The sequence below is a fragment of the Aeromonas sp. R5-4 genome, from assembly GCF_040908215.1.
Lineage (GTDB): Bacteria > Pseudomonadota > Gammaproteobacteria > Enterobacterales > Aeromonadaceae > Aeromonas > Aeromonas veronii.
The window spans coordinates 98,721-116,877 of record NZ_JBFODG010000015.1 but is presented as its reverse complement, the minus strand read 5'-3'; the positions used below and the strand labels follow the sequence as shown (position 1 = coordinate 116,877).

The window sequence follows — 18,157 nt, the reverse complement described above, 5'->3', positions numbered from 1 at the left end:
TGTGACGGGGTTGGAGTAAAGTTCACTCATCAACCGGATTGTTCAAATTACGTGCAGCCCAGGAGGCCCACCATGTTGAAGCGTATGACCCTTATTGCCCTGCTGGCAGCGACCACCATCACTGGATGCGCCAACAGTGACGTTTACTCTGGCGATGTTTACACCAAAGACCGCGCCAAACAGGTGCAGACAGTCAGCTACGGCACCATCATCTCCACCCGCCCGGTGAAGATCCAGGCCGATGAGAACTCCCTGATTGGCACCATTGGCGGCGCCGTGGTCGGCGGCCTGCTGGGCAGCACAGTCGGTGGCGGCACCGGACGCGACATCGCAGCCGCAGGCGGCGCCATCGCCGGTGCAGCGGCAGGCAACGCCATCGGCAACAAGATGAATCAGGTCGACGGCGTCGAGCTGGAGATCAAGAAAGAGAACGGCGAAGCCATCGTGGTCGTGCAGAAAGCCAGCCCCACCTTCACCCCTGGCGCCCGTGTACGCATGACTCAGGGCAATGGCAGCATCAACGTGGCCGTCGTGAACTAAGCGTGTGAACTCAGGCTTTGCAGCTTTAGAGTCATAAAAAAACCGCCGATCCCGGCGGTTTTTTTGTTGTCTGGCATTCGGAATTACATGCTGTAAGCCTTCTCGCCGTGGGAGGTGACATCCAGCCCTTCCCGCTCGGCATCACCGTTCACCCGCAGACCCACCAGCATGTCGACCGCCTTGAAGGCAATCGCCGCCACTGCACCGGACCAGAGCAGGGTGACACCGACCCCGATAGCCTGGATCTTCACCTGAGTCAGGATGGAGTAACCCTCGGCCACCTGATTGGTGACATAGTCCCACACCCCGGTGCCGCCCAGATCCGGGCTGGCAAAGACGCCGGTCAGCAGGGCGCCGAGAATGCCGCACACCCCGTGCAGACCGAAGACATCCAGGCTGTCATCGGCCCCCAGCAGACGCTTGAGACCGTGGACACCCCACAGACCCGCCACACCACTGATAAGGCCCATCACCAGCGCGCCACCGACACCGACAAACCCGGCAGCCGGAGTGATCATCACCAGACCGGACACCGCACCGGACGCCGCACCCAGCAGGGAGGGACGTCCCTTCATCACCCACTCGGCCAAGGTCCATGAGAGAGCTGCCGCAGCCGGTGCCACCCAGGTGTTGATAAAGGCGAGCGCAGCCACCCCGTTGGCTTCCAGCGCGGAGCCCGCGTTGAAACCGAACCAGCCGAACCAGAGCAGGGAGGCACCGATCATGGTCATGGTCAGGCTGTGGGGGGTCATGGGATCACGACCGTAGCCCAGACGCTTGCCCACCAGATAGGCACCCACCAGACCCGCCACGGCGGCGTTGATGTGCACCACTGTGCCGCCCGCAAAGTCCAGCGCACCATGCTGGAACAGATAACCGGCAGTGGCGGTCGCTGTGGCCGCAGCCTCGGCGCTGGTATAGGCATCCGGACCCGCCCAATACCACACCATATGAGCCAGCGGGATATAGGCGAAGGTGAACCAGATCACCGAGAAGAGCAGCACGGCAGCGAACTTGATGCGCTCGGCAAACGCCCCCACGATAAGGCCGCAGGTGATGGCGGCAAAGGCCCCCTGGAACACCACATAGATCAGCTCGCTGATCCCGACACCCTTGCTGAAGGTAGCGGCGATGGAGTCAGGGGTTACACCCTTGAGCAGCACCTTGCTGAAGGAGCCGTAGAAATTGCCCCCCTCGGTAAAGGCCAGCGAATATCCGTAGATCACCCAGAGCACGCAGATAAGGCAGAACAGGGTAAAGACCTGCATCAGCACGCTCAGCATGTTTTTGGCCCGCACCAGACCACCGTAGAAGAGGGCCAGACCGGGGATCGACATCAGGATCACCAGCGCCGCAGAAAGCAGCATCCAGGTGTTGTCACCCTTGTTGATTGTCACGGCGGCAACCGGAGCCACCGCAGCCTGTACCTGAGCGACCTCTTCGGCCCAACTTGGGGTAACCAGCAAGGCAGGCAACATCGTCAGACCCGCCATCATCCATTTTTTGACCATAGAGCACTCTCCTTCCCTGTCGTACCGGTACAAGACCGGCTCCGTTTCCCTGATTGAATCTGTGGCGAACCGCAAGGTGTTGCTGCAACCCGCCAGAATCACACCCGCGCCCGGCACGGGGATGTCTCTTGCCACTTCCTCATCACTGCGTCTGCCGCCGATGACCGCAAGAGACCGTCTGACATCTAAAAAGCATAAAGCGGGCCATAAATTTAAATCTTTTTAAATCATTGCATTAGAAAGATCATACATCATCAATGCACCAATTTGGCGCATGCGCTGCGCTAACCTGCCCAGGGTCGCCCTGTCGCAGGGCAGGCGATACGTCGCGCACCAGAAGTGCGCAAACCCTGAGCCAGCCCACAAGCTGACGTCATCGATATCGCGCGCTGCGGGCCCGCTCGTTTACACTGACAGACCAGCCGTTTCCTGTTATCCGACCACGGCATGCCATTACACAGCCCCTTGTTTGCAACCTGATGGCAGTCCCAATCCGAGGAACACCATGCAGTTCGATCGTCTCGACATCAGCCTCTCCCACTACAGTCATCTCGACCGGGAGCATCGCGCCCACATCGCGCTGCTGGGGATAGTGATGCTGGCCATCATGGCCCTTCATCTGTTGCTGCTGCCCCACTTCCCCTACGAGCGCTTTTACGCCGTCAGCTTTGGCTTCGAGGTGATCAACTGGCTCACCATGCTGTTCCTGTTCTGGGTGGTGCAGTGCGCCCACCTGCCCACCCATACCTACCGCATGCTCTCCTGCGGTCTGATGTTGTGGATCATGGGGGCCACCGCCGACATCATGGATGAGCTGGTGGCTCAGCCACTCTGGCTCGCCATCTATGCCGAGGATCTGCTGCGATCCAGCGGCATCCTGCTCAGCAGCATCGGTATCCTGAGCACCATGCACCACCTCTTCCACATCAATACCCAGCTCAGACAACAGGCACTGTTCGACGATCTGACCCGGCTGCCAAACCGGCGCTACTTTCATCAGCAGCTGTTTCTGGAGCAGGGGATTTGCCACGCCCTCATCCTGCTGGATCTGGATCACTTCAAGGTGATCAATGACAACTACGGCCACGATATCGGGGATCGGGTGCTGCAGCAGTTTGGCGAGCTGTTGCAACAGCACTGCCCGCCCGGTGCGCTGGCGGCCCGTGTCGGGGGTGAAGAGTTTGCCCTGCTGCTGCCCGTCGCCCACGAAGCCGAGCTACAGCAACTGGCCAACACCCTGCTCACGGCGACCCGCACCATAGCCCCCGACCCGGCCCATACCATGACGGTCAGCCTGGGAGTGGGGATCCGCGAGCCCAAGGAGCCAGCCGTCTCGCTGTTCAAACGGGTGGATCAGGCGCTTTATGGCGCCAAGGAGGCGGGTAGAAACTGCGCGGTATGGGCGACGCCGACTAATAAAAAGGCGTAAAGAGCTATCGGTGGATTGCCGATCACGGCGAAACATTGCTGCTGAAACAGGGGCCCAAGGGCCCCTGTTTCATAGGGAAAATCCCCCCGCCTAAAAGCGGAAGGTAAGACCGATATTGGCCTGCCACTGGGTTACCAGCTCCCCGCGCACCTTGAACACGCACTGCTCCGGGTTGCAGAGAAACTGGTTGTTGTCGTTAACCAGCGAACCATAGCCGCGCACCTCGGCCCGCAAGGCCAGATGCTCGGCGAGGCGCGGTTGCACCCCGAGCGCCAGCGACATGGAAGGGGTCACCTCGCTGTCGTAGGCGGCAAAGCGGGTCACCCCGATCCCGGCGCCGATGTAGGGCGCCATCAGGTTGTCAGAGAGGGTCAGCGCACCGGCAAAGTGCAGGATGTCCACCGTCAGGCGATCCGGCAGGTCGGGAGAGAGGGTGGTGGACTGATGGCTGTAGAGCAGCTCAATCATGCCGGGATCATCCACCTCCTTGCTGATAAAGAGGCCCCAGCTGCCGGAGCTCTGCCCCTGCAGTGAATCAAACGATGCAGAAAGCGGCACCGGCTGCACCTCATCGCTCTTCTCGAAGTCGATGGCTGAGCTGTAGCCAAAAAATGGCGTCACCTGCCAACCGGATGTGGTCGCGGCCTCGCTACTCCAGGCCTGCCCCAGTGGCAGCAACAGCCCCATCATCGCTATCCCGGCTCTCTTCATCATCATCCCCTGCTCCCTGTGTGATTGTGCAGAAAGCATACCAGAGGCGTCCTGCGCCCATCCTAAACGGCGGCTGTACCGGATCACTTTCATCGCGGGATTTCCCTCTCGCCGGAACCTCTGCCGCTCCGCCCCACTGGCGCCGCTATGCCCCCTGCCACCATTCATCGACGGTTAACCTCTGCCACGTATGCTGGCGCCAAATCGGGTCATCGGGGCCCGTTATCACCACTTAAAAGGACATCAGGGAATGGTTGCCGCGCAACTCAACGACCCCAAAACTACCCTTGCGGATACCCTGCGGGCCACCGCTCATGCCATCGACGAGAGCCATATCAGCCTGCGCCAGATGCTCGCACTGGTGGGCGAGCAGGGGATGCTGCTGTTTTGCGTGCTGCTCACCGTCCCCTTTCTGTTGCCGGTCTCCATTCCCGGGGTCAGCACCCCGTTTGGCCTGTTGATCCTCTTTATCGGGATCGGCATCACCCTCAATCGGGTGCCCTGGCTGCCCGCCATGCTGATGGAGCGCCGCTTCGCCGCCGACCAGCTCAAGCCGACCCTGCACAAGGGGGCGGATCTGCTGGCCCGGGTCGATCGCGTTATCCGCCCGCGCCTGCTGGTTCTGACCGGCAGCAGCACGGTCAACCGCTGCAACGGCCTGCTGATCATGCTGGCCGCCCTGCTGCTGATGCTGCCCCTGGGCGCCATCCCGTTCACCAACGCCATGCCTGCCTGGGCCATCCTGCTGCTGGCCACCGGCATGTTGCAGCGGGACGGTCTGTTCGTCGCCAGCGGCTATCTGCTGGTAAGCGCAACCTTGGTCTGGTTCAGCGTGCTGGCCATCGGCTTGCTGATGGCAGGCCAGAGCGCCAGCGGCCTGCTCGGCTAACCCCGATGCACAGAAAAAGGGCGACCAGATGGTCGCCCTTTTTGATTTGTGCGGGATACCGCCCGGTCAAAGCAGATCGTAGATAAGGGCCGAGATGGCAAGCAGCCCCATCACCAACACAAAAAGGGTACTCGGCCCGCGATAACGCTTGAGTGCGGGCAAGCGATAGATGGAGCAGGCTGGGAGCAGAAACAGGATCACCGCGATCAGCGGGCCACTGACGCGCTCGATGATGTCGAGCACGTTGGGGTTCAGATAGGTGATGACGGCGGTCACCATAAACAGGATCACCGATGACACCCGGGCGATGGTCGACTCCTTGAGGGAGAGCCCCAGCCCCTGACAGGCACCGCTCACCATGCTCACCGTCCCCTCGCTCACCCCCATGGAGGTGCCGAGGAAGGATTTGGACATGGCCAGAATGGCGATGAGCGGCCCCACATAGGCGATCAGCGGGTTGGAGAACTTGTTCGCCAACGCCGACAGCACGGAGATATTGTCGGTGCGGGCCAGCGCCATCTCGGCCTGACTCAGACTCATCACGCAGCTCACCACGAAAAAGAGCACGCTGCCGCAAATCAGCATGCTGCTGTACTTGATGATCCGCTTGGCACGCAGGTCGGCACTCTCTTGGCAACGCTTCTTCTGCGCCGCACTGAAGGAAGAAATAATGGGCGCATGGCTGAAGGAGAAGACCATCACCGGCACGATCAGCCAGAGGGATTTCCAGAACGCCGGATCCCTCCAATCCACTGCTTGGCTCTCGCTGAAATAGGAGAGGCTCCACTGGGGCAGCAGATAGATAGAGAGGCCAATCAGAAAGGCGACCATGGGCAGCGCCAGCACGCTGATGGCCGACACCACGATCTGTTTGCCGGCCAGCAGCACCAGATGCAGGCCCAGCATCACCCCCAGCACCAGCAAGCCGCGCGGAAGCTCGGCATCCCCCAGCTGGTGAACAACGAAGCTCTGGATCGCGTTGGTGATGGAGATGCTGTAGACCAGAATGATGGGGTAGAAGGCCATCAGATAGACCAGCATCAACAGCTTGCCCGCCTTGGCTCCGAAGTGCTCTTCCACCACATGGGTGATATCCCCCTCCTTGTGGGAGCTGGAGAGCACAAAGCGGCTCAATGCCCGATGGGAATAATAAGAAAGCGGAAAAGCCAGCAATAAAATAAACAGCAAAATAACCGGGGAATTACTGCCAACAGTAATAGGGAGAAATAACGTACCGGCACCGACAGCAGTGGCATATAGGCCCATGGTCCATACCGAATCGCTTTTCTCCCATTTCAATTTTGAAACAGAGTTACTCTTTTCAGCAATAGAAACACTCATTGCAATATATACCTTATTAGTCTGTCATCATTATTTTTATTGGCCCGAATAACAGGCTGGAGATATGTCTTTGCATATCGCCCTGCACATGAAAAAACAACGCCGCCAGCGGCCAACAGGGCCACCGGAGAGAAACGGAGCTGCCACGCTACCATCGTTGAAATCGCTTTCCGGGTCAAGGTTAATAATTCATGACTGTTTGAATCGGAATGTTTCAAAAGACAACAGGATGTATCACATTCGTCACCCAAAACCAGATTCACGCCTGTTTGATAACATACCGATAAAACCTCATGCTGTTGCCCAACAACACAAATAAGACCAGCGATCAGGCCAATAATATTAACACCTTAAGCTGTGGAATATGAGTTAAATAATACGGCCAACTTTTCTACTAATTGACAGTGATGTCAGCCAATTTATTCAGGGTAAAAGCGCAGGCTATTTCCCACTGCGACCGGGGCGGCACTCTCAACCTGCCGGGCAGTGCGCCACCCGGTTACGGCCTGCCCGCTTGGCCCGATAGAGCCACTCGTCGGCCCGGGCCAGCGCCTGATTGATCTCCTCCTCCGGCTGCACCAGGGTTGTGCCCAGACTGACCGTGATGGCGACCGGATCGGCAGGCAACGCTTCGACGGCGGCACGGATCTGCTCCGCCATCTGCTGCAAACCGGCTTCATCGATCCGCGGCAGCAGGATCAGAAACTCCTCGCCACCGCTGCGCACAAAGAGGTCATCCGCCCGCAACAGTGCATCGATGCAGCCACTGAAGCGCTGCAACGCCCGATCTCCCTGCTGGTGGCCGTAACGATCGTTGATCTGCTTGAAGTGATCGATGTCGAGCATGATAAGACCACAGGGGGCCTCGCTGCCCCTCACCTGCTGGCAGTGCTCGAAGAAGAAACGGCGGTTGTAGAGGCCGGTCAGCTGGTCGGTTTCACTCTGGCGCAGCAGCCGCTGCTGCAACTCGTACTGGCGGGTGATATTGCGGGTCACCCAGGCCACCGCCCGCTTGCCGTCATAGAGGGAGGGCAGCGGCGCAATCTTGCCCTCAAAACGCTGTATCCCTTGCGGCCCGGCGGCAGCATTGATCCCCCCCACCTCGGCTGCTGAGAGCTCATACTCCACCACTCGCACCTGACCGCTCGCCAGCGATTCGGCCACCTGCGCCTTGACCCACATGGCCATCTCGGGTGGCAGCACATCGGCCAGCTGCTTGCCCGCCAGCGGATTGCCATCGTGATAGGATTGCTGCTCCATGCCGCCGATATATTCCACGTAATAGCCATCTTCACTGAGAATAAAGACGGGATCTGGCAGCTGGGCCATCACTTCATAAAGCTGGGTTACCGAAAGCGCCACGGAGACTCCTGTACTTCAACGTCAAACAGGGGGGAGATATTCTGCCTCAAGAGGACTCGCTCGCCCTCATCGGCAGAACAGAAAAATCTGCGGCCACAGCCAACAATCCTTTACATCTAGCAGCCTGCCAGCCTCTCGGCCACCACCTGTGGCCAGCGCGTTGCAACTCCCGCCACTGCGCTCGCTCACAGTAGCGAAAGCCCCCTCACCCGGTCACGCATATCCCATTGTTTCAACTCACAAGTTCATTTACGCTGGCCGTCCTGAGTCCAGTTTTCACCTCATCAGCCATCAGGAACGCCAGCCGCCCGCAACCGCAGGGGCTGTACCACGGAAAAGGAATCGCCAGATGAAAAACGCCATCGTTACCGCCCGCTTCGACGCTATCAGCACCGAAGGGGAACAGCTCGTCCTCAAAATCGCCATCAAGGCCCCCGAGCCGGATCCCAAGTCCGCCAGCGGTGACTGGCGCTGCAAGGTGAAGCTGGCGGGGCTGAGCGACAAGACCTTTATCTACGGCATCGACAGCCTGCAGGCCCTGAGCCTCGCCATCAAGTTTGTCGAAACCGAACTGCGCGCTTTCTCCGATGCGGGCTGGCAATTCTATCTGCCCAATTGCCCAGATCACCCCATCGACATGAGCGCCTGCTACTTCCCGGCGCTCTAGCCCGGCCCATCCAAGGAGACCTGATGCACGGACCCGATACCGCCAATCCCCACCCCATGAACGGCTTCCCCCAGGTGTGCTTTATCAAGAACACCATCAAGGGGCCCAATATCGAGGTGGGTGACTACACCTATTACGACGACCCGGAGGATTCGGCGGGCTTCGAGCGCAACGTTCTCTACCACTTCCCCTTCATCGGCGACAAGCTCATCATCGGCAAGTTCTGCGCCATCGCCCGCGGGGTGAAGTTCATCATGAACGGCGCCAACCACCAGACCTCCGGCTTCTCCACCTACCCCTTCTTTATCTTCGGCAACGGCTGGGAGCATGCCGCCCCCGCCCCGGGCAGCCTCCCCTACAAGGGCGATACCGTCATCGGCAACGATGTCTGGATTGGCTATGACACCCTGATCATGCCGGGGGTAAAAGTCGGCAACGGCGCCATTATCGCCACCCGCTCCGTGGTCACCGGAGACGTGCCCGCCTATGCCGTGGTTGGCGGCAACCCGGCCAAGGTGATCCGCTACCGCTTCGACGACGACACCATCGCCCGTCTCAACGCCATCGCCTGGTGGGACTGGCCGGTGGAGCAGATCAGCCGCAACCTGCCGCTTATCAGCGGCGGCGAGATAGCCGCGCTGGAAGCGGCAACCCGTTAGAGACATCCACCATCAAGCAGGAAGCACTATGCAACTCACCCCACCCCAACCACCTCAGGACGATGATGTTGAAGCGCTGCGCATTGGCCTGACGGGCTACAACGTAAGCCAGGCAGGCCCTCAACTGTACGAACTTCGGCGCGAGCGGATCGCCAGCTTTATCAAGGATAAAAAGGGCAAGGTACACGGCGGCATCATCGCCGACATCAAGTGGGGCTGGCTGCATGTCGACTGGCTCTGGATCGACGAAAGCATCCGCCGCGATGGCTGGGGCGGCCGCCTGCTCGGCGCCATGGAGCAGTACGCCCAAAGCAAGGGCATCAGCAACTACCATCTGGAAACCACCAGTTTTCAGGCTCTCCCCTTCTACCAGAAGCAGGGTTACGAAGTCTTTGGCCAGCTGCCCGATATGCCGCCGGGGCATATCAGTTACTTTCTGAAAAAGCAGGACAAGTGATGACACTCCCGCGCCTTGCCAACACCAGACTCGTGATCCGCCCGTTCGAACCGGGCGTTTCCGTGCGGCGGGCGGTCGCTCTGCAGCGTGACTCTGGCTTTGAACAGTTGGGTCTATTTCGGCTGGAGATCGTGATGGGAATCGGCAACAGCGCCAGCGAAGCTGTTGCCATCGCCGCAGGGGCTACCTTTGAGTGCCGGGCAAGGAACCGTATCTTTCTTCATGGACTGCCTCTTGATGCACTTATTTATTCTCTTGTGCCATCAGGCTGATTTCTGTAGCAAAGCGAATACTATCGTTCTCTATCATGTGAACAGATGAAGACTATGGCTATTTTTATCACAACAACTCCTGAGCCCTGATATATCGCGACGCGCTAATTATCACGATGTAATACTCAGAGTTTGATAATTTTGCCAAGGTAACTGTACACTAGCCAACAACCAAAACTACCACATTAATTATTAAAAAGAGACATTATGAGCGATAAGGAAATAACAATTATTGCATGCCACGCTAGCAACGGAATTAATAGTAGAGATATTTTTCAACGCTTTTATGACAATCCAGATTTAAGTCGAGATTTCATGTTAACTCGACTAAACACCACTCACATTCAAGATCTTTTACGTGAAGAGTTCATCAAGAATGGGCCATCATCGTTATTCCGATACCATATAACCTGTGACTCTATCTTACACCCAGGTATAACTGTAAATGAAGTTGAGATCGTAATTCTTGGATTTATCCGTACATTGAAAGGTGTGAAAAACCTAATGATTATCGATGCATTCTTCTACTCAAACGAAGAAAGCGTTCTGAATCTGTTTAAAAAAATGATAATTGAGCTATCTGACTCACTGCAAAGCATCACATTTTTCACTCAAGAGCCCAAACCTAAAGACGCTAAAAAGCGCAGCCCAAATGCCATGCACAACATATTAAAATCCATTAATTCAGACATAATAATAAAAGACATCAGAACAGATGAAATTCATGATAGGTTTTGGCTTGATGCAGACAACAAGAAAGGAATAGTTATGGGAACCTCATTAAATGGTGTCACAAAAAAGTTAACACTAATTGATTACTTGCAACCATACGATGCAAAAGCAGTTCTTGATATAGCTAATGAAATATCAAAAACACAGCAGACGGGAAAAGAAGAACATGAGTGATAATACCGTAGGGTGCAATGAACGAAGTGAATTGCACCTCTCGTCACAATCGCGGTGCAATGCGCTTCGCTTATTGCACCCTACGACCACTCCCTGAGGTTATGGCGGGCACGATTTTGGTTCCCCCTCTTATTCGCTGAGGCGAGTCCGCTTGTCCAGGCCGCGAGACAGGATGTCGAGCGAGCGGCGCCGGGCCATGGATGGCCCGTCGGCGCGTGCCGTCGGACAAGCGGGTGAGCCGAAGGAACCCGACGAAGTCGGGCGAATAAGCGGGGGAGAAGACCTTTGGTGACTTTGGGTCTTTCCAAAGTCACTCGCCCCGGCCCGAAGGGCGGGCGAAACCCCTTCGAGGCCAGCGGCCTCGCGTCCTGCACGGCAAAGCCGTGCCACCACATAACGGCCCCTGCCGCCAGCGCCATACCTCGGAACGGACGATTACGCCTAACGGCTAATCGACCCTACGATTGCACGGTGCAACCGTGCCTGCTCGCCACAGGCACGGAGTCTGGCTGGACGCTGGATGCCTGCGGCAAAGGGGGCGTGGCCGCCCCTATCGGCCCAAGAAGGGTTCCCAGTCCTTGAACACCGGCTGCAACCCCGCCTGTCGCACAGCGGCGGCGACTTCACCGACCGGGCGATCGTCGTGGATGGCGAACTGCTCCAGCTCCTCTTTATCCCCTTCGGCATAGCCACCCGGCTGGGTGCGCGACTCGGCCGACATCTGGGTAATGCCAAGGCGCACCGCGCCGTTGCGAAACGTAGCCGACTCGCGGGTGGAGAGGGACAAATCCAGCGTGGGCGAGAAGAGGCGCCAGGCACAGATAAGCTGGGCCAGCTGGCGATCCGACATGACCACGGCAGGCTCCAGCCCGCCGGTGCAGGGGCGCAGGCGCGGGAAGGAGAGGGAATAGCGGCTCTGCCAGTGGTGGCGCTCAAGCCAGCTCAGATGCTCAGCGACAAAGTAGCTGTCGGCGCGCCAGTCCGAGGAGAGGCCGATCAGCGCCCCCAGCCCGATCTTGTCGATACCGCCACGGCCCAGCCGATCCGGCGTGGCGAGGCGCCATGCGATGTCCCGCTTGTTGCCGCGCAGATGGTGACGGGCGTAGGTGGGAGCGTGATAGGTCTCCTGATAGACCATGACGGCGTCGAGGCCGAGGCTCTTCAGCTCGGCATATTCGGCCTGCGAGAGGGGCTGCACCTCCATCCCCACCGTGCTGAAGTGGCGACGGATGATGGGCATCACCTCGCGAAAATAGGCGAGCCCCACCTTGTGCTCGTGCTCACCGGTCACCAGCAGCACGCTGTCGAAACCGCGCGCCTTGATGGCCAGACACTCGCGCTCAATCTCCTCTGCATTCAGGGTCTTGCGCTTGAGGCGGTTGCTCATGGAGAAGCCGCAGTAGGTGCAGTCGTTGGCGCAGAGGTTCGACAGATAGAGCGGCACATAGAAGCCGATGGTGTTGCCAAAGCGCTGGCGGGTCAGGCGCTCGGCCTCGGCCGCCATCTGCGGCAAATACGCCTCGGCGACTGGCGAGATCAGCGCCATAAAATCGGCCAGAGTGCGGCGCGGTGCGCTCAGCGCCCGCTCTACATCGGCGGCCGTTTTGGCGCGGATCTGCATACCGATATCGTCCCACTCCAGCTCCTGCCATCGGTCGAGAAAGGAAGGCTCCTTAGCCCTTACACCCAGTGCCCTCACCCCCAGCCCCTCTCCCAGAGGGAGAGGGGGGCGCAGTGCCGCAGGATCGGGGGACGCGGCGAAAGAGGACATGGCGATTGGCTCTTGCCCCGAGCCAGCATCATGACTCATAACGCCCCCAGAAAATCGGTCAGCGGGCTGGAGGCTTGGGCCTGCAGGGCGCGGGCGCCGAGACCTGCCTCATAGGCGCTGCGCCCGGCAGTGCAGGCCAGCGCAAAAGCACGGCCCATGGCGACCGGGTCGCCGCTCACCGCGATGGCGGTGTTGACCAGCACGGCGTCGGCCCCCAGTTCAAAGGCGGCGGCGGCGTGGCTCGGCGCACCGATGCCCGCATCCACCACCACGGGCACATTGGCCTGCTCGACGATGATGGCGAGAAACTCCCGGGTCACCAGCCCCTGATTGGAACCGATGGGGGCGCCGAGCGGCATCACGGCGGCGCAGCCCACCTCTTCCAGCCGCTTGCAGAGCACGGGGTCGGCGCCGCAGTAGGGCAGCACCACAAAGCCCTCTTTCACCAATTGCTCGGCGGCTTTCAGCGTCTCGATGGGATCGGGCAGCAGATAGCGCGGATCGGGGTGGATCTCCAGCTTCAGCCAGTTCGTCCCCAGCGCCTCGCGGGCAAGATGGGCGGCAAATACCGCCTCGGCGGCGGTCTTGGCGCCTGAGGTGTTGGGCAGCAGCTTGACCCCGAGTTGCAGCAAGGGGCTGAGGATATCGTCGTGGGCCTTGCCCGGTTCGAGCCGCTTGATGGCCATGGTGACCAGCCGGGAGCCACTCGCCTCGATGGCGGCGGCCATCAGATCCGGGCGGGCAAACTTGCCGGTGCCGGTAAAGAGGCGCGATGAGAAGGTGTGATCGGCAATTTTCAGCATGTCAGCCTCCCGCCACAGTGGTAAGAAGAGATGAAGTTCCGCCGCAAGGCAGAACACGCGAAGATGGGACTGCGAGCATCATGGGTCAGCCTCCCGCAATGGCGGTGAAGAGGTGAAGTTCATCCCCGTCATTGAGACGGGTCTCGGCCCAGCGACCACGGGGCAGCACGGCGCCGTTAAGGGCCACCGCTACGCCCTGTGGATTAACGTCTTGCGCCGCCAGCAGGTCGGCCACGCTCTGCCCTGCCGTCAGCTGCTGGGCTTTATCGTTGAGTCGGATGGTGAGGGTCATGGGGTGATCTCCTTATCGTGTGTCGGCCATCGGCGATGCCCGCAAACCGGACAATCGGGATCGGGAGCCAGAGTGAGGGTCTGCCACTGATGGGTCAAAGCATCGAAGCGGCGCAATGTGCCAGCCACCGGGCTCGGCATCCCGAGCAGCAGTTTCAGTGCCTCCAGCGCCTGCAAAGAGCCCATCACTCCGACCAGCGGGCCGGTGACGCCGCTGGTCTCGCAGCTCTGGGCGAGCTTGGTATCCAGCGGATAGAGGCAGGCGTAGCAGGCGTGCTCACTGCTGGTTCGCGCCATCAGCTGCCCCTGCCAACCCACTGCGGCGGCGGAGATCCAGGGCTTGCCCTGAGCCACGCAGGCGGCGTTGATGGCCTGGCGGGTGGCGAGGTTGTCGCAGCAGTCGACAACCAGATCTACCTCGGCCACAAACTCCGGCAGGCTGGCGGCATCGAGTCGCTGGTTGATGGCAATCAGCTCCACCAGCGGGTTGTGGGCAGCCAACCGCTCGCGGGCCAGCTCGGCCTTGGAGTGGTTGACTGCCTCGCTATCGAACAGGATCTGGCGCGGCAAGTTGCTGGAATTCACCGTATCGCCATCGGCCAGCCACAAGGTGCCCACCCCGGCCCCGGCCAGATAGAGGGCGAGCGGCGAGCCGAGCCCGCCCAAGCCCACGATCAGCACGGACTTATCTTTCAGCCGTGCCTGACCTTCTTCACCCACTTCCGCCAGCATCAGCTGACGGCCATATCGCAGATACTCTTTGTCACTAAGAGAAGCGGCATCAGAGCGCATGTTCAGCCTCCCGTATAACAGTGGCCGAGCGCGGCTCATCCCCCGCCCCCACAGCAGCGAGCAGCCGCTCGGTCGCCCCCTGCCAATCTCGGCTTCCGGTAATGGCCGAGACCAGCGCGATACTGCCGACCCCGCTTGCCTTGACCGCCGCCACCCGCTCCTCGCTGATGCCGCCGATGGCCACCGTCGGCCAGTCGCACATCAGGGCACGGTAGCGATGCAGCCGCACCAGCCCCTGCGGGCGAGACGGCATCGCCTTGGTGTTGGTCGGGAAGATATGGCCCAGCGCGATATAGGAGGGGGCCAGCTCGCGGGCCCGCATCAGCTCGAAGTAGCCGTGGGTGGAGATGCCAAGGCGCAGCCCGGCAGCCTGAATGGCGGCGAGATCAGCCGTCTCCATATCCTCCTGCCCCAGATGCACGCCCCAGGCTCCCGCCTCGATGGCCTGCTGCCAGTAGTCGTTGATAAAGAGTCGTGCCCCATGGCGGCGACCGAGCGCTACCGCATCACGAATGGCCGGTGCTACCTCTGCGGCAGGCAGATTCTTGATCCGCAGCTGGATGGTCTTGACCCCCTGCCCCAGCAGGCGGCGCAGCCACTTGACCGAATCGACCACCGGATAGAGACCGAGGTTGTGTTCGGTCGGCGCGAAGGGGCCCTGCGGCAGGCGGGCGCTGCTCGCTTCATACAATCCGAAGCGGCGATCGAGGCTTGAGCCCGCCAGCACGGCGCGAGGGAAGTGGGCCAGATCGGCGGGCCAGCCGAGATGGGCGATGGGCCCCGGGCCTGCGCCCACGCCCTGCGCCGCCGCCAGCCCCTGTTGCAGGTAGGCTCGCGCCAGGGTGATGGCGTCTTCCACCGGGTAGTCCTGTGCCACCACGGCGGCGATGGCGCTGGCGTAGCAGCAGCCGGTGCCGTGACCGTGGCGGGTATCGAGGCGCGGCGCGGCCAGCCAGAATTCGCGGGTCTCATCCTGGTAGTAGTCGAGGCAGAGCTCACCGCTCCAACCCAGATGGCCGCCCTTGACCAGCACGGCGCGGGCACCGAGTTCGCGCAGCCGCTGGGCGGCGAAGCGCACCAGCACTGGGCTGGTCGCGGGAATGCCGGTCAGGGCTTCCAGTTCGGGGCCGTTGGGGGTGATGAGCGACAGACGTGGCAGCAGCTGTTCGCGCACCGCTTCCAGCATATTGGGCTCCGCCATCGGGGTGCCGGTGCTGGCGATGGCCACCGGATCGTAGACCACGAAGGGACTCTCAATAGTTGCCAGTCGGCGGGCCAACACCTCGACGTGCAGCCGGGTCGGCAGCAGGCCTATCTTGATGGCGGCGGGCGGCAGATCGACGCCAAGGGCGTCGATCTGGGCGGTGAAGGTCTGCATCAGCACGGGGTCAACCATCTTCACCGCCACCGAGTTCTGGGCGGTGATGGCAGAGATGACCGAGCAGCCGTGCACACCGAGGTCGTGCAATGTGTGCAAGTCGGCCTGAATGCCGGCACCGCCCCCGGAGTCTGAACCGGCGATGGTCCAGACAACTTGGCGGGAGTCCGTCACAGGCAGCAGATCGGCGGGGCTGACAGCCCCGCTTGCGCTGCTCACGCCTCCTCCCCTGCGGCCTGTTTCAGCGCCGCCGCCTGATGGTAGATCTCGCCGCCAGTCTCCTTGAAGGTCTCCGCCATGCGGGCCATGCCGCTCTCCACCTGAGCCACCACCAGCTCCTGCTGACCATCCATGCCGACCAGCTTGATCTCCACAGCCTCCAGCTTGGCTGCGTAGTCGCGCACATCCTGGGTGATCTTCATGGAGCAGAACTTGGGCCCGCACATGGAGCAGAAGTGGGCCACCTTGCCGGACTCCTGCGGCAGGGTCTCGTCGTGATAGGCGCGGGCGGTGTCGGGGTCGAGGGCCAGATTGAACTGATCCTCCCAGCGGAACTCGAAGCGCGCCTTGGACATGGCGTTGTCGCGGATCTGGGCGCCCGGATGCCCCTTGGCCAGATCGGCGGCGTGGGCGGCGATCTTGTAGGTAATCAGCCCCTGCTTCACGTCCTCCTTGTTGGGCAGCCCCAAATGCTCCTTGGGGGTGACGTAGCAGAGCATGGCGCAGCCGTACCAGCCGATGAGCGCGGCGCCGATGCCGGAGGTGAAGTGATCGTAACCCGGTGCAATGTCGGTGGTGAGCGGGCCCAGCGTATAGAACGGCGCCTCGTGGCAGTGCTCCAGCTGCTCGGTCATGTTGCGCTCGATCATGTGCATCGGCACATGGCCCGGCCCCTCGATCATCACCTGCACGTCGTACTCCCACGCGATTTTGGTCAGCTCGCCCAGGGTGCGCAGCTCGGCGAACTGGGCCTCGTCGTTGGCGTCATAGACGGAGCCCGGACGCAGACCGTCGCCCAGCGACAAGGCCACGTCATAGGCGGCGCAGATCTCGCAGATCTCGCGGAAGTGCTGGTAGAGGAAGTTCTCCTTGTGGTGGGAGAGGCACCACTTGGCCATGATGCTGCCACCGCGCGACACGATGCCGGTGAGGCGCTTGGCGGTCATCGGCACGAAGCGCAGCAGGACGCCAGCGTGGATGGTGAAGTAGTCCACCCCCTGCTCGGCCTGCTCCAGCAGGGTGTCGCGGAACAGCTCCCAGGTGAGATCTTCGGCAATGCCGTTGGTCTTCTCCAGCGCCTGATAGATGGGCACGGTACCGATAGGCACCGGGCTATTGCGCAGGATCCACTCGCGGGTCTCGTGGATGTAGCGACCGGTGGAGAGATCCATCACGGTGTCGGCGCCCCAGCGGGTGGACCAGACCAGCTTTTCGACTTCCTCTTCGATGCTGGAGGTGACCGCCGAGTTGCCGATGTTGGCGTTGATCTTCACCAGGAAGTTGCGGCCGATGATCATCGGCTCCGCTTCCGGGTGGTTGATGTTGCTGGGGATGATGGCGCGACCGGCGGCCACCTCATCACGCACAAATTCGGGGGTGATGTTCTGGGGCAAACGGGCACCGAAATCGCGGCCCGGATGCTGGGTACGCAACAGTTCAGAGCGCACCCGCTCGCGCCCCATGTTCTCGCGAATGGCGATAAATTCCATCTCGGGAGTGACGATGCCAGCGCGGGCGTAGTACAGCTGGGTGACCCGGCGACCCGGCTTGGCACGGCGCGGTTTCGGCAGATGCTCGAAGCGCAGGTGATCCAGCCCCTCGTCGGCCAGCCGCTCCTGAGTGAAGGTGGAGCTGAGCCCCGGCAGTTCGTCGGTGTCATCCCGCTCCAGCACCCAGTTCTCCCGCAGGCGCGGCAGGCCGCGGCGCACGTCGATGGCGACCCCCTCCTCCCCGTAACGGCCCGAGGTGTCGTAGACCGGCACCGGCTCGTTGGGCTCGAATTGGGGATTTTCTTTGGTGCCGCCGACGAAGGTGTCGGCCAGCTGGATCTCCCGCAGGGGTACCCGGATATCGGCGCGGGAGCCTTCGATAAAGATGCGGCGGGAGTTGGGGTGAGCCATCCCCTTGAGGCTGTCGATAAAGGCCTGAGCGCTGGAGCGCTGCTCGCGGCGGCTGGATTTGGTGGTATCAGATACAGAAGTAGACATAGCAAAACTCACATTAACTGGTTGAAGTTATGGGTATTTGCTTGTCTGGAGTTCGAGGAGAAGATGAACTTGCGGCGGGGTGTTTATCTCGGGAGGGAGTGCGCGCGGGATGGATCTCCGCGCAGCTGTTCTGCCACTTCCCGCTCTCAGCATGCTGTGGGCAAGGCGCCC

General features: G+C 60.7%; 17 protein-coding genes and 1 pseudogene. 8 read left to right on the top strand and 10 right to left on the bottom strand.

Annotated elements, in window-relative coordinates; genetic code table 11:
• Positions 1–72 precede the first annotated feature (72 nt).
• On the top strand, positions 73–540 hold the full coding sequence (locus AB5Y83_RS07395) for a glycine zipper 2TM domain-containing protein (RefSeq protein ID WP_005340126.1): 468 nt from the start codon (positions 73–75) through the stop codon (positions 538–540).
• 83 nt (positions 541–623) lie between these two features.
• On the opposite strand, the gene amt is transcribed toward AB5Y83_RS07395, so the two are convergent.
• Positions 624–2,051 (bottom strand): ammonium transporter, encoded by a 1,428-nt coding sequence (gene amt, locus AB5Y83_RS07390; protein WP_368174935.1) that lies wholly within the window; start codon positions 2,049–2,051, stop codon positions 624–626.
• A 505-nt stretch (positions 2,052–2,556) separates the two neighbouring features.
• On the opposite strand from amt, the gene AB5Y83_RS07385 reads away from it, so the two are divergent.
• Positions 2,557–3,480 carry a GGDEF domain-containing protein gene (locus AB5Y83_RS07385; RefSeq protein WP_368174934.1) on the top strand — a complete coding sequence of 308 codons (924 nt, stop codon included), beginning with the start codon at positions 2,557–2,559 and terminating at the stop codon, positions 3,478–3,480.
• A 90-nt stretch (positions 3,481–3,570) separates the two neighbouring features.
• Here the strand turns inward: AB5Y83_RS07385 and AB5Y83_RS07380 are convergent, their stop codons facing one another.
• Complete coding sequence (locus AB5Y83_RS07380; RefSeq protein WP_368174950.1) at positions 3,571–4,191, bottom strand: outer membrane beta-barrel protein; 621 nt, start codon at positions 4,189–4,191, stop codon at positions 3,571–3,573.
• A 250-nt stretch (positions 4,192–4,441) separates the two neighbouring features.
• Between AB5Y83_RS07380 and AB5Y83_RS07375 the strand changes: the two genes are divergently transcribed.
• Entirely contained in the window at positions 4,442–5,080 is a 639-nt protein-coding gene (locus AB5Y83_RS07375) for an exopolysaccharide biosynthesis protein (RefSeq protein WP_162515234.1), read from the top strand.
• Between the two features lie 66 nt (positions 5,081–5,146).
• Here the strand turns inward: AB5Y83_RS07375 and AB5Y83_RS07370 are convergent, their stop codons facing one another.
• The gene (locus AB5Y83_RS07370) at positions 5,147–6,421 is read right to left on the bottom strand and encodes an amino acid permease (RefSeq protein ID WP_368174933.1); all 1,275 of its coding nucleotides are present in this window, start codon (positions 6,419–6,421) and stop codon (positions 5,147–5,149) included.
• A 471-nt stretch (positions 6,422–6,892) separates the two neighbouring features.
• Entirely contained in the window at positions 6,893–7,783 is an 891-nt protein-coding gene (locus AB5Y83_RS07365) for a diguanylate cyclase (protein WP_368174932.1), read from the bottom strand.
• Between the two features lie 349 nt (positions 7,784–8,132).
• Between AB5Y83_RS07365 and AB5Y83_RS07360 the strand changes: the two genes are divergently transcribed.
• The 5 genes and pseudogenes from AB5Y83_RS07360 (at position 8,133) to AB5Y83_RS07340 (ending at position 10,744) form a co-directional block, all read left to right on the top strand.
• A complete protein-coding gene (locus AB5Y83_RS07360; protein ID WP_005340119.1) occupies positions 8,133–8,450 on the top strand; it encodes a hypothetical protein in 318 nt (105 codons plus the stop codon).
• 23 nt (positions 8,451–8,473) lie between these two features.
• Positions 8,474–9,109 carry a Vat family streptogramin A O-acetyltransferase gene (locus AB5Y83_RS07355; protein ID WP_368174931.1) on the top strand — a complete coding sequence of 212 codons (636 nt, stop codon included), beginning with the start codon at positions 8,474–8,476 and terminating at the stop codon, positions 9,107–9,109.
• Positions 9,110–9,137: 28 nt separating this feature from the next.
• The gene (locus tag AB5Y83_RS07350) at positions 9,138–9,566 is read left to right on the top strand and encodes a GNAT family N-acetyltransferase (protein ID WP_368174930.1); all 429 of its coding nucleotides are present in this window, start codon (positions 9,138–9,140) and stop codon (positions 9,564–9,566) included.
• Between the two features lie 53 nt (positions 9,567–9,619).
• Positions 9,620–9,838, top strand: a pseudogene (locus AB5Y83_RS07345) (GNAT family N-acetyltransferase); the annotation flags it as partial.
• A 207-nt stretch (positions 9,839–10,045) separates the two neighbouring features.
• Positions 10,046–10,744, top strand: a complete 699-nt coding sequence (locus tag AB5Y83_RS07340; protein WP_236354085.1) for a hypothetical protein — start codon at positions 10,046–10,048, stop codon at positions 10,742–10,744.
• Positions 10,745–11,294: 550 nt separating this feature from the next.
• Here the strand turns inward: AB5Y83_RS07340 and thiH are convergent.
• From thiH to thiC, 6 genes are all read right to left on the bottom strand, one after another.
• Positions 11,295–12,515, bottom strand: coding sequence for a 2-iminoacetate synthase ThiH (gene thiH, locus AB5Y83_RS07335; RefSeq protein ID WP_368174949.1), 1,221 nt, complete (start codon positions 12,513–12,515; stop codon positions 11,295–11,297).
• A 35-nt stretch (positions 12,516–12,550) separates the two neighbouring features.
• Positions 12,551–13,318 (bottom strand): thiazole synthase, encoded by a 768-nt coding sequence (locus AB5Y83_RS07330; protein WP_204480810.1) that lies wholly within the window; start codon positions 13,316–13,318, stop codon positions 12,551–12,553.
• A gap of 85 nt (positions 13,319–13,403) precedes the next feature.
• Positions 13,404–13,610, bottom strand: a complete 207-nt coding sequence (gene thiS / locus AB5Y83_RS07325) for a sulfur carrier protein ThiS (RefSeq protein ID WP_368174929.1) — start codon at positions 13,608–13,610, stop codon at positions 13,404–13,406.
• A complete protein-coding gene (locus AB5Y83_RS07320; protein ID WP_368174928.1) occupies positions 13,607–14,401 on the bottom strand; it encodes a ThiF family adenylyltransferase in 795 nt (264 codons plus the stop codon). The genes thiS and AB5Y83_RS07320 overlap by 4 nt, the downstream gene beginning before the upstream one ends.
• On the bottom strand, positions 14,391–15,998 hold the full coding sequence (thiE, locus tag AB5Y83_RS07315; protein WP_368174927.1) for a thiamine phosphate synthase: 1,608 nt from the start codon (positions 15,996–15,998) through the stop codon (positions 14,391–14,393). Before thiE ends, AB5Y83_RS07320 begins: the two co-directional genes overlap by 11 nt.
• Complete coding sequence (thiC, locus tag AB5Y83_RS07310; RefSeq protein ID WP_368174926.1) at positions 15,995–17,986, bottom strand: phosphomethylpyrimidine synthase ThiC; 1,992 nt, start codon at positions 17,984–17,986, stop codon at positions 15,995–15,997. Before thiC ends, thiE begins: the two co-directional genes overlap by 4 nt.
• Positions 17,987–18,157 lie beyond the last annotated feature (171 nt).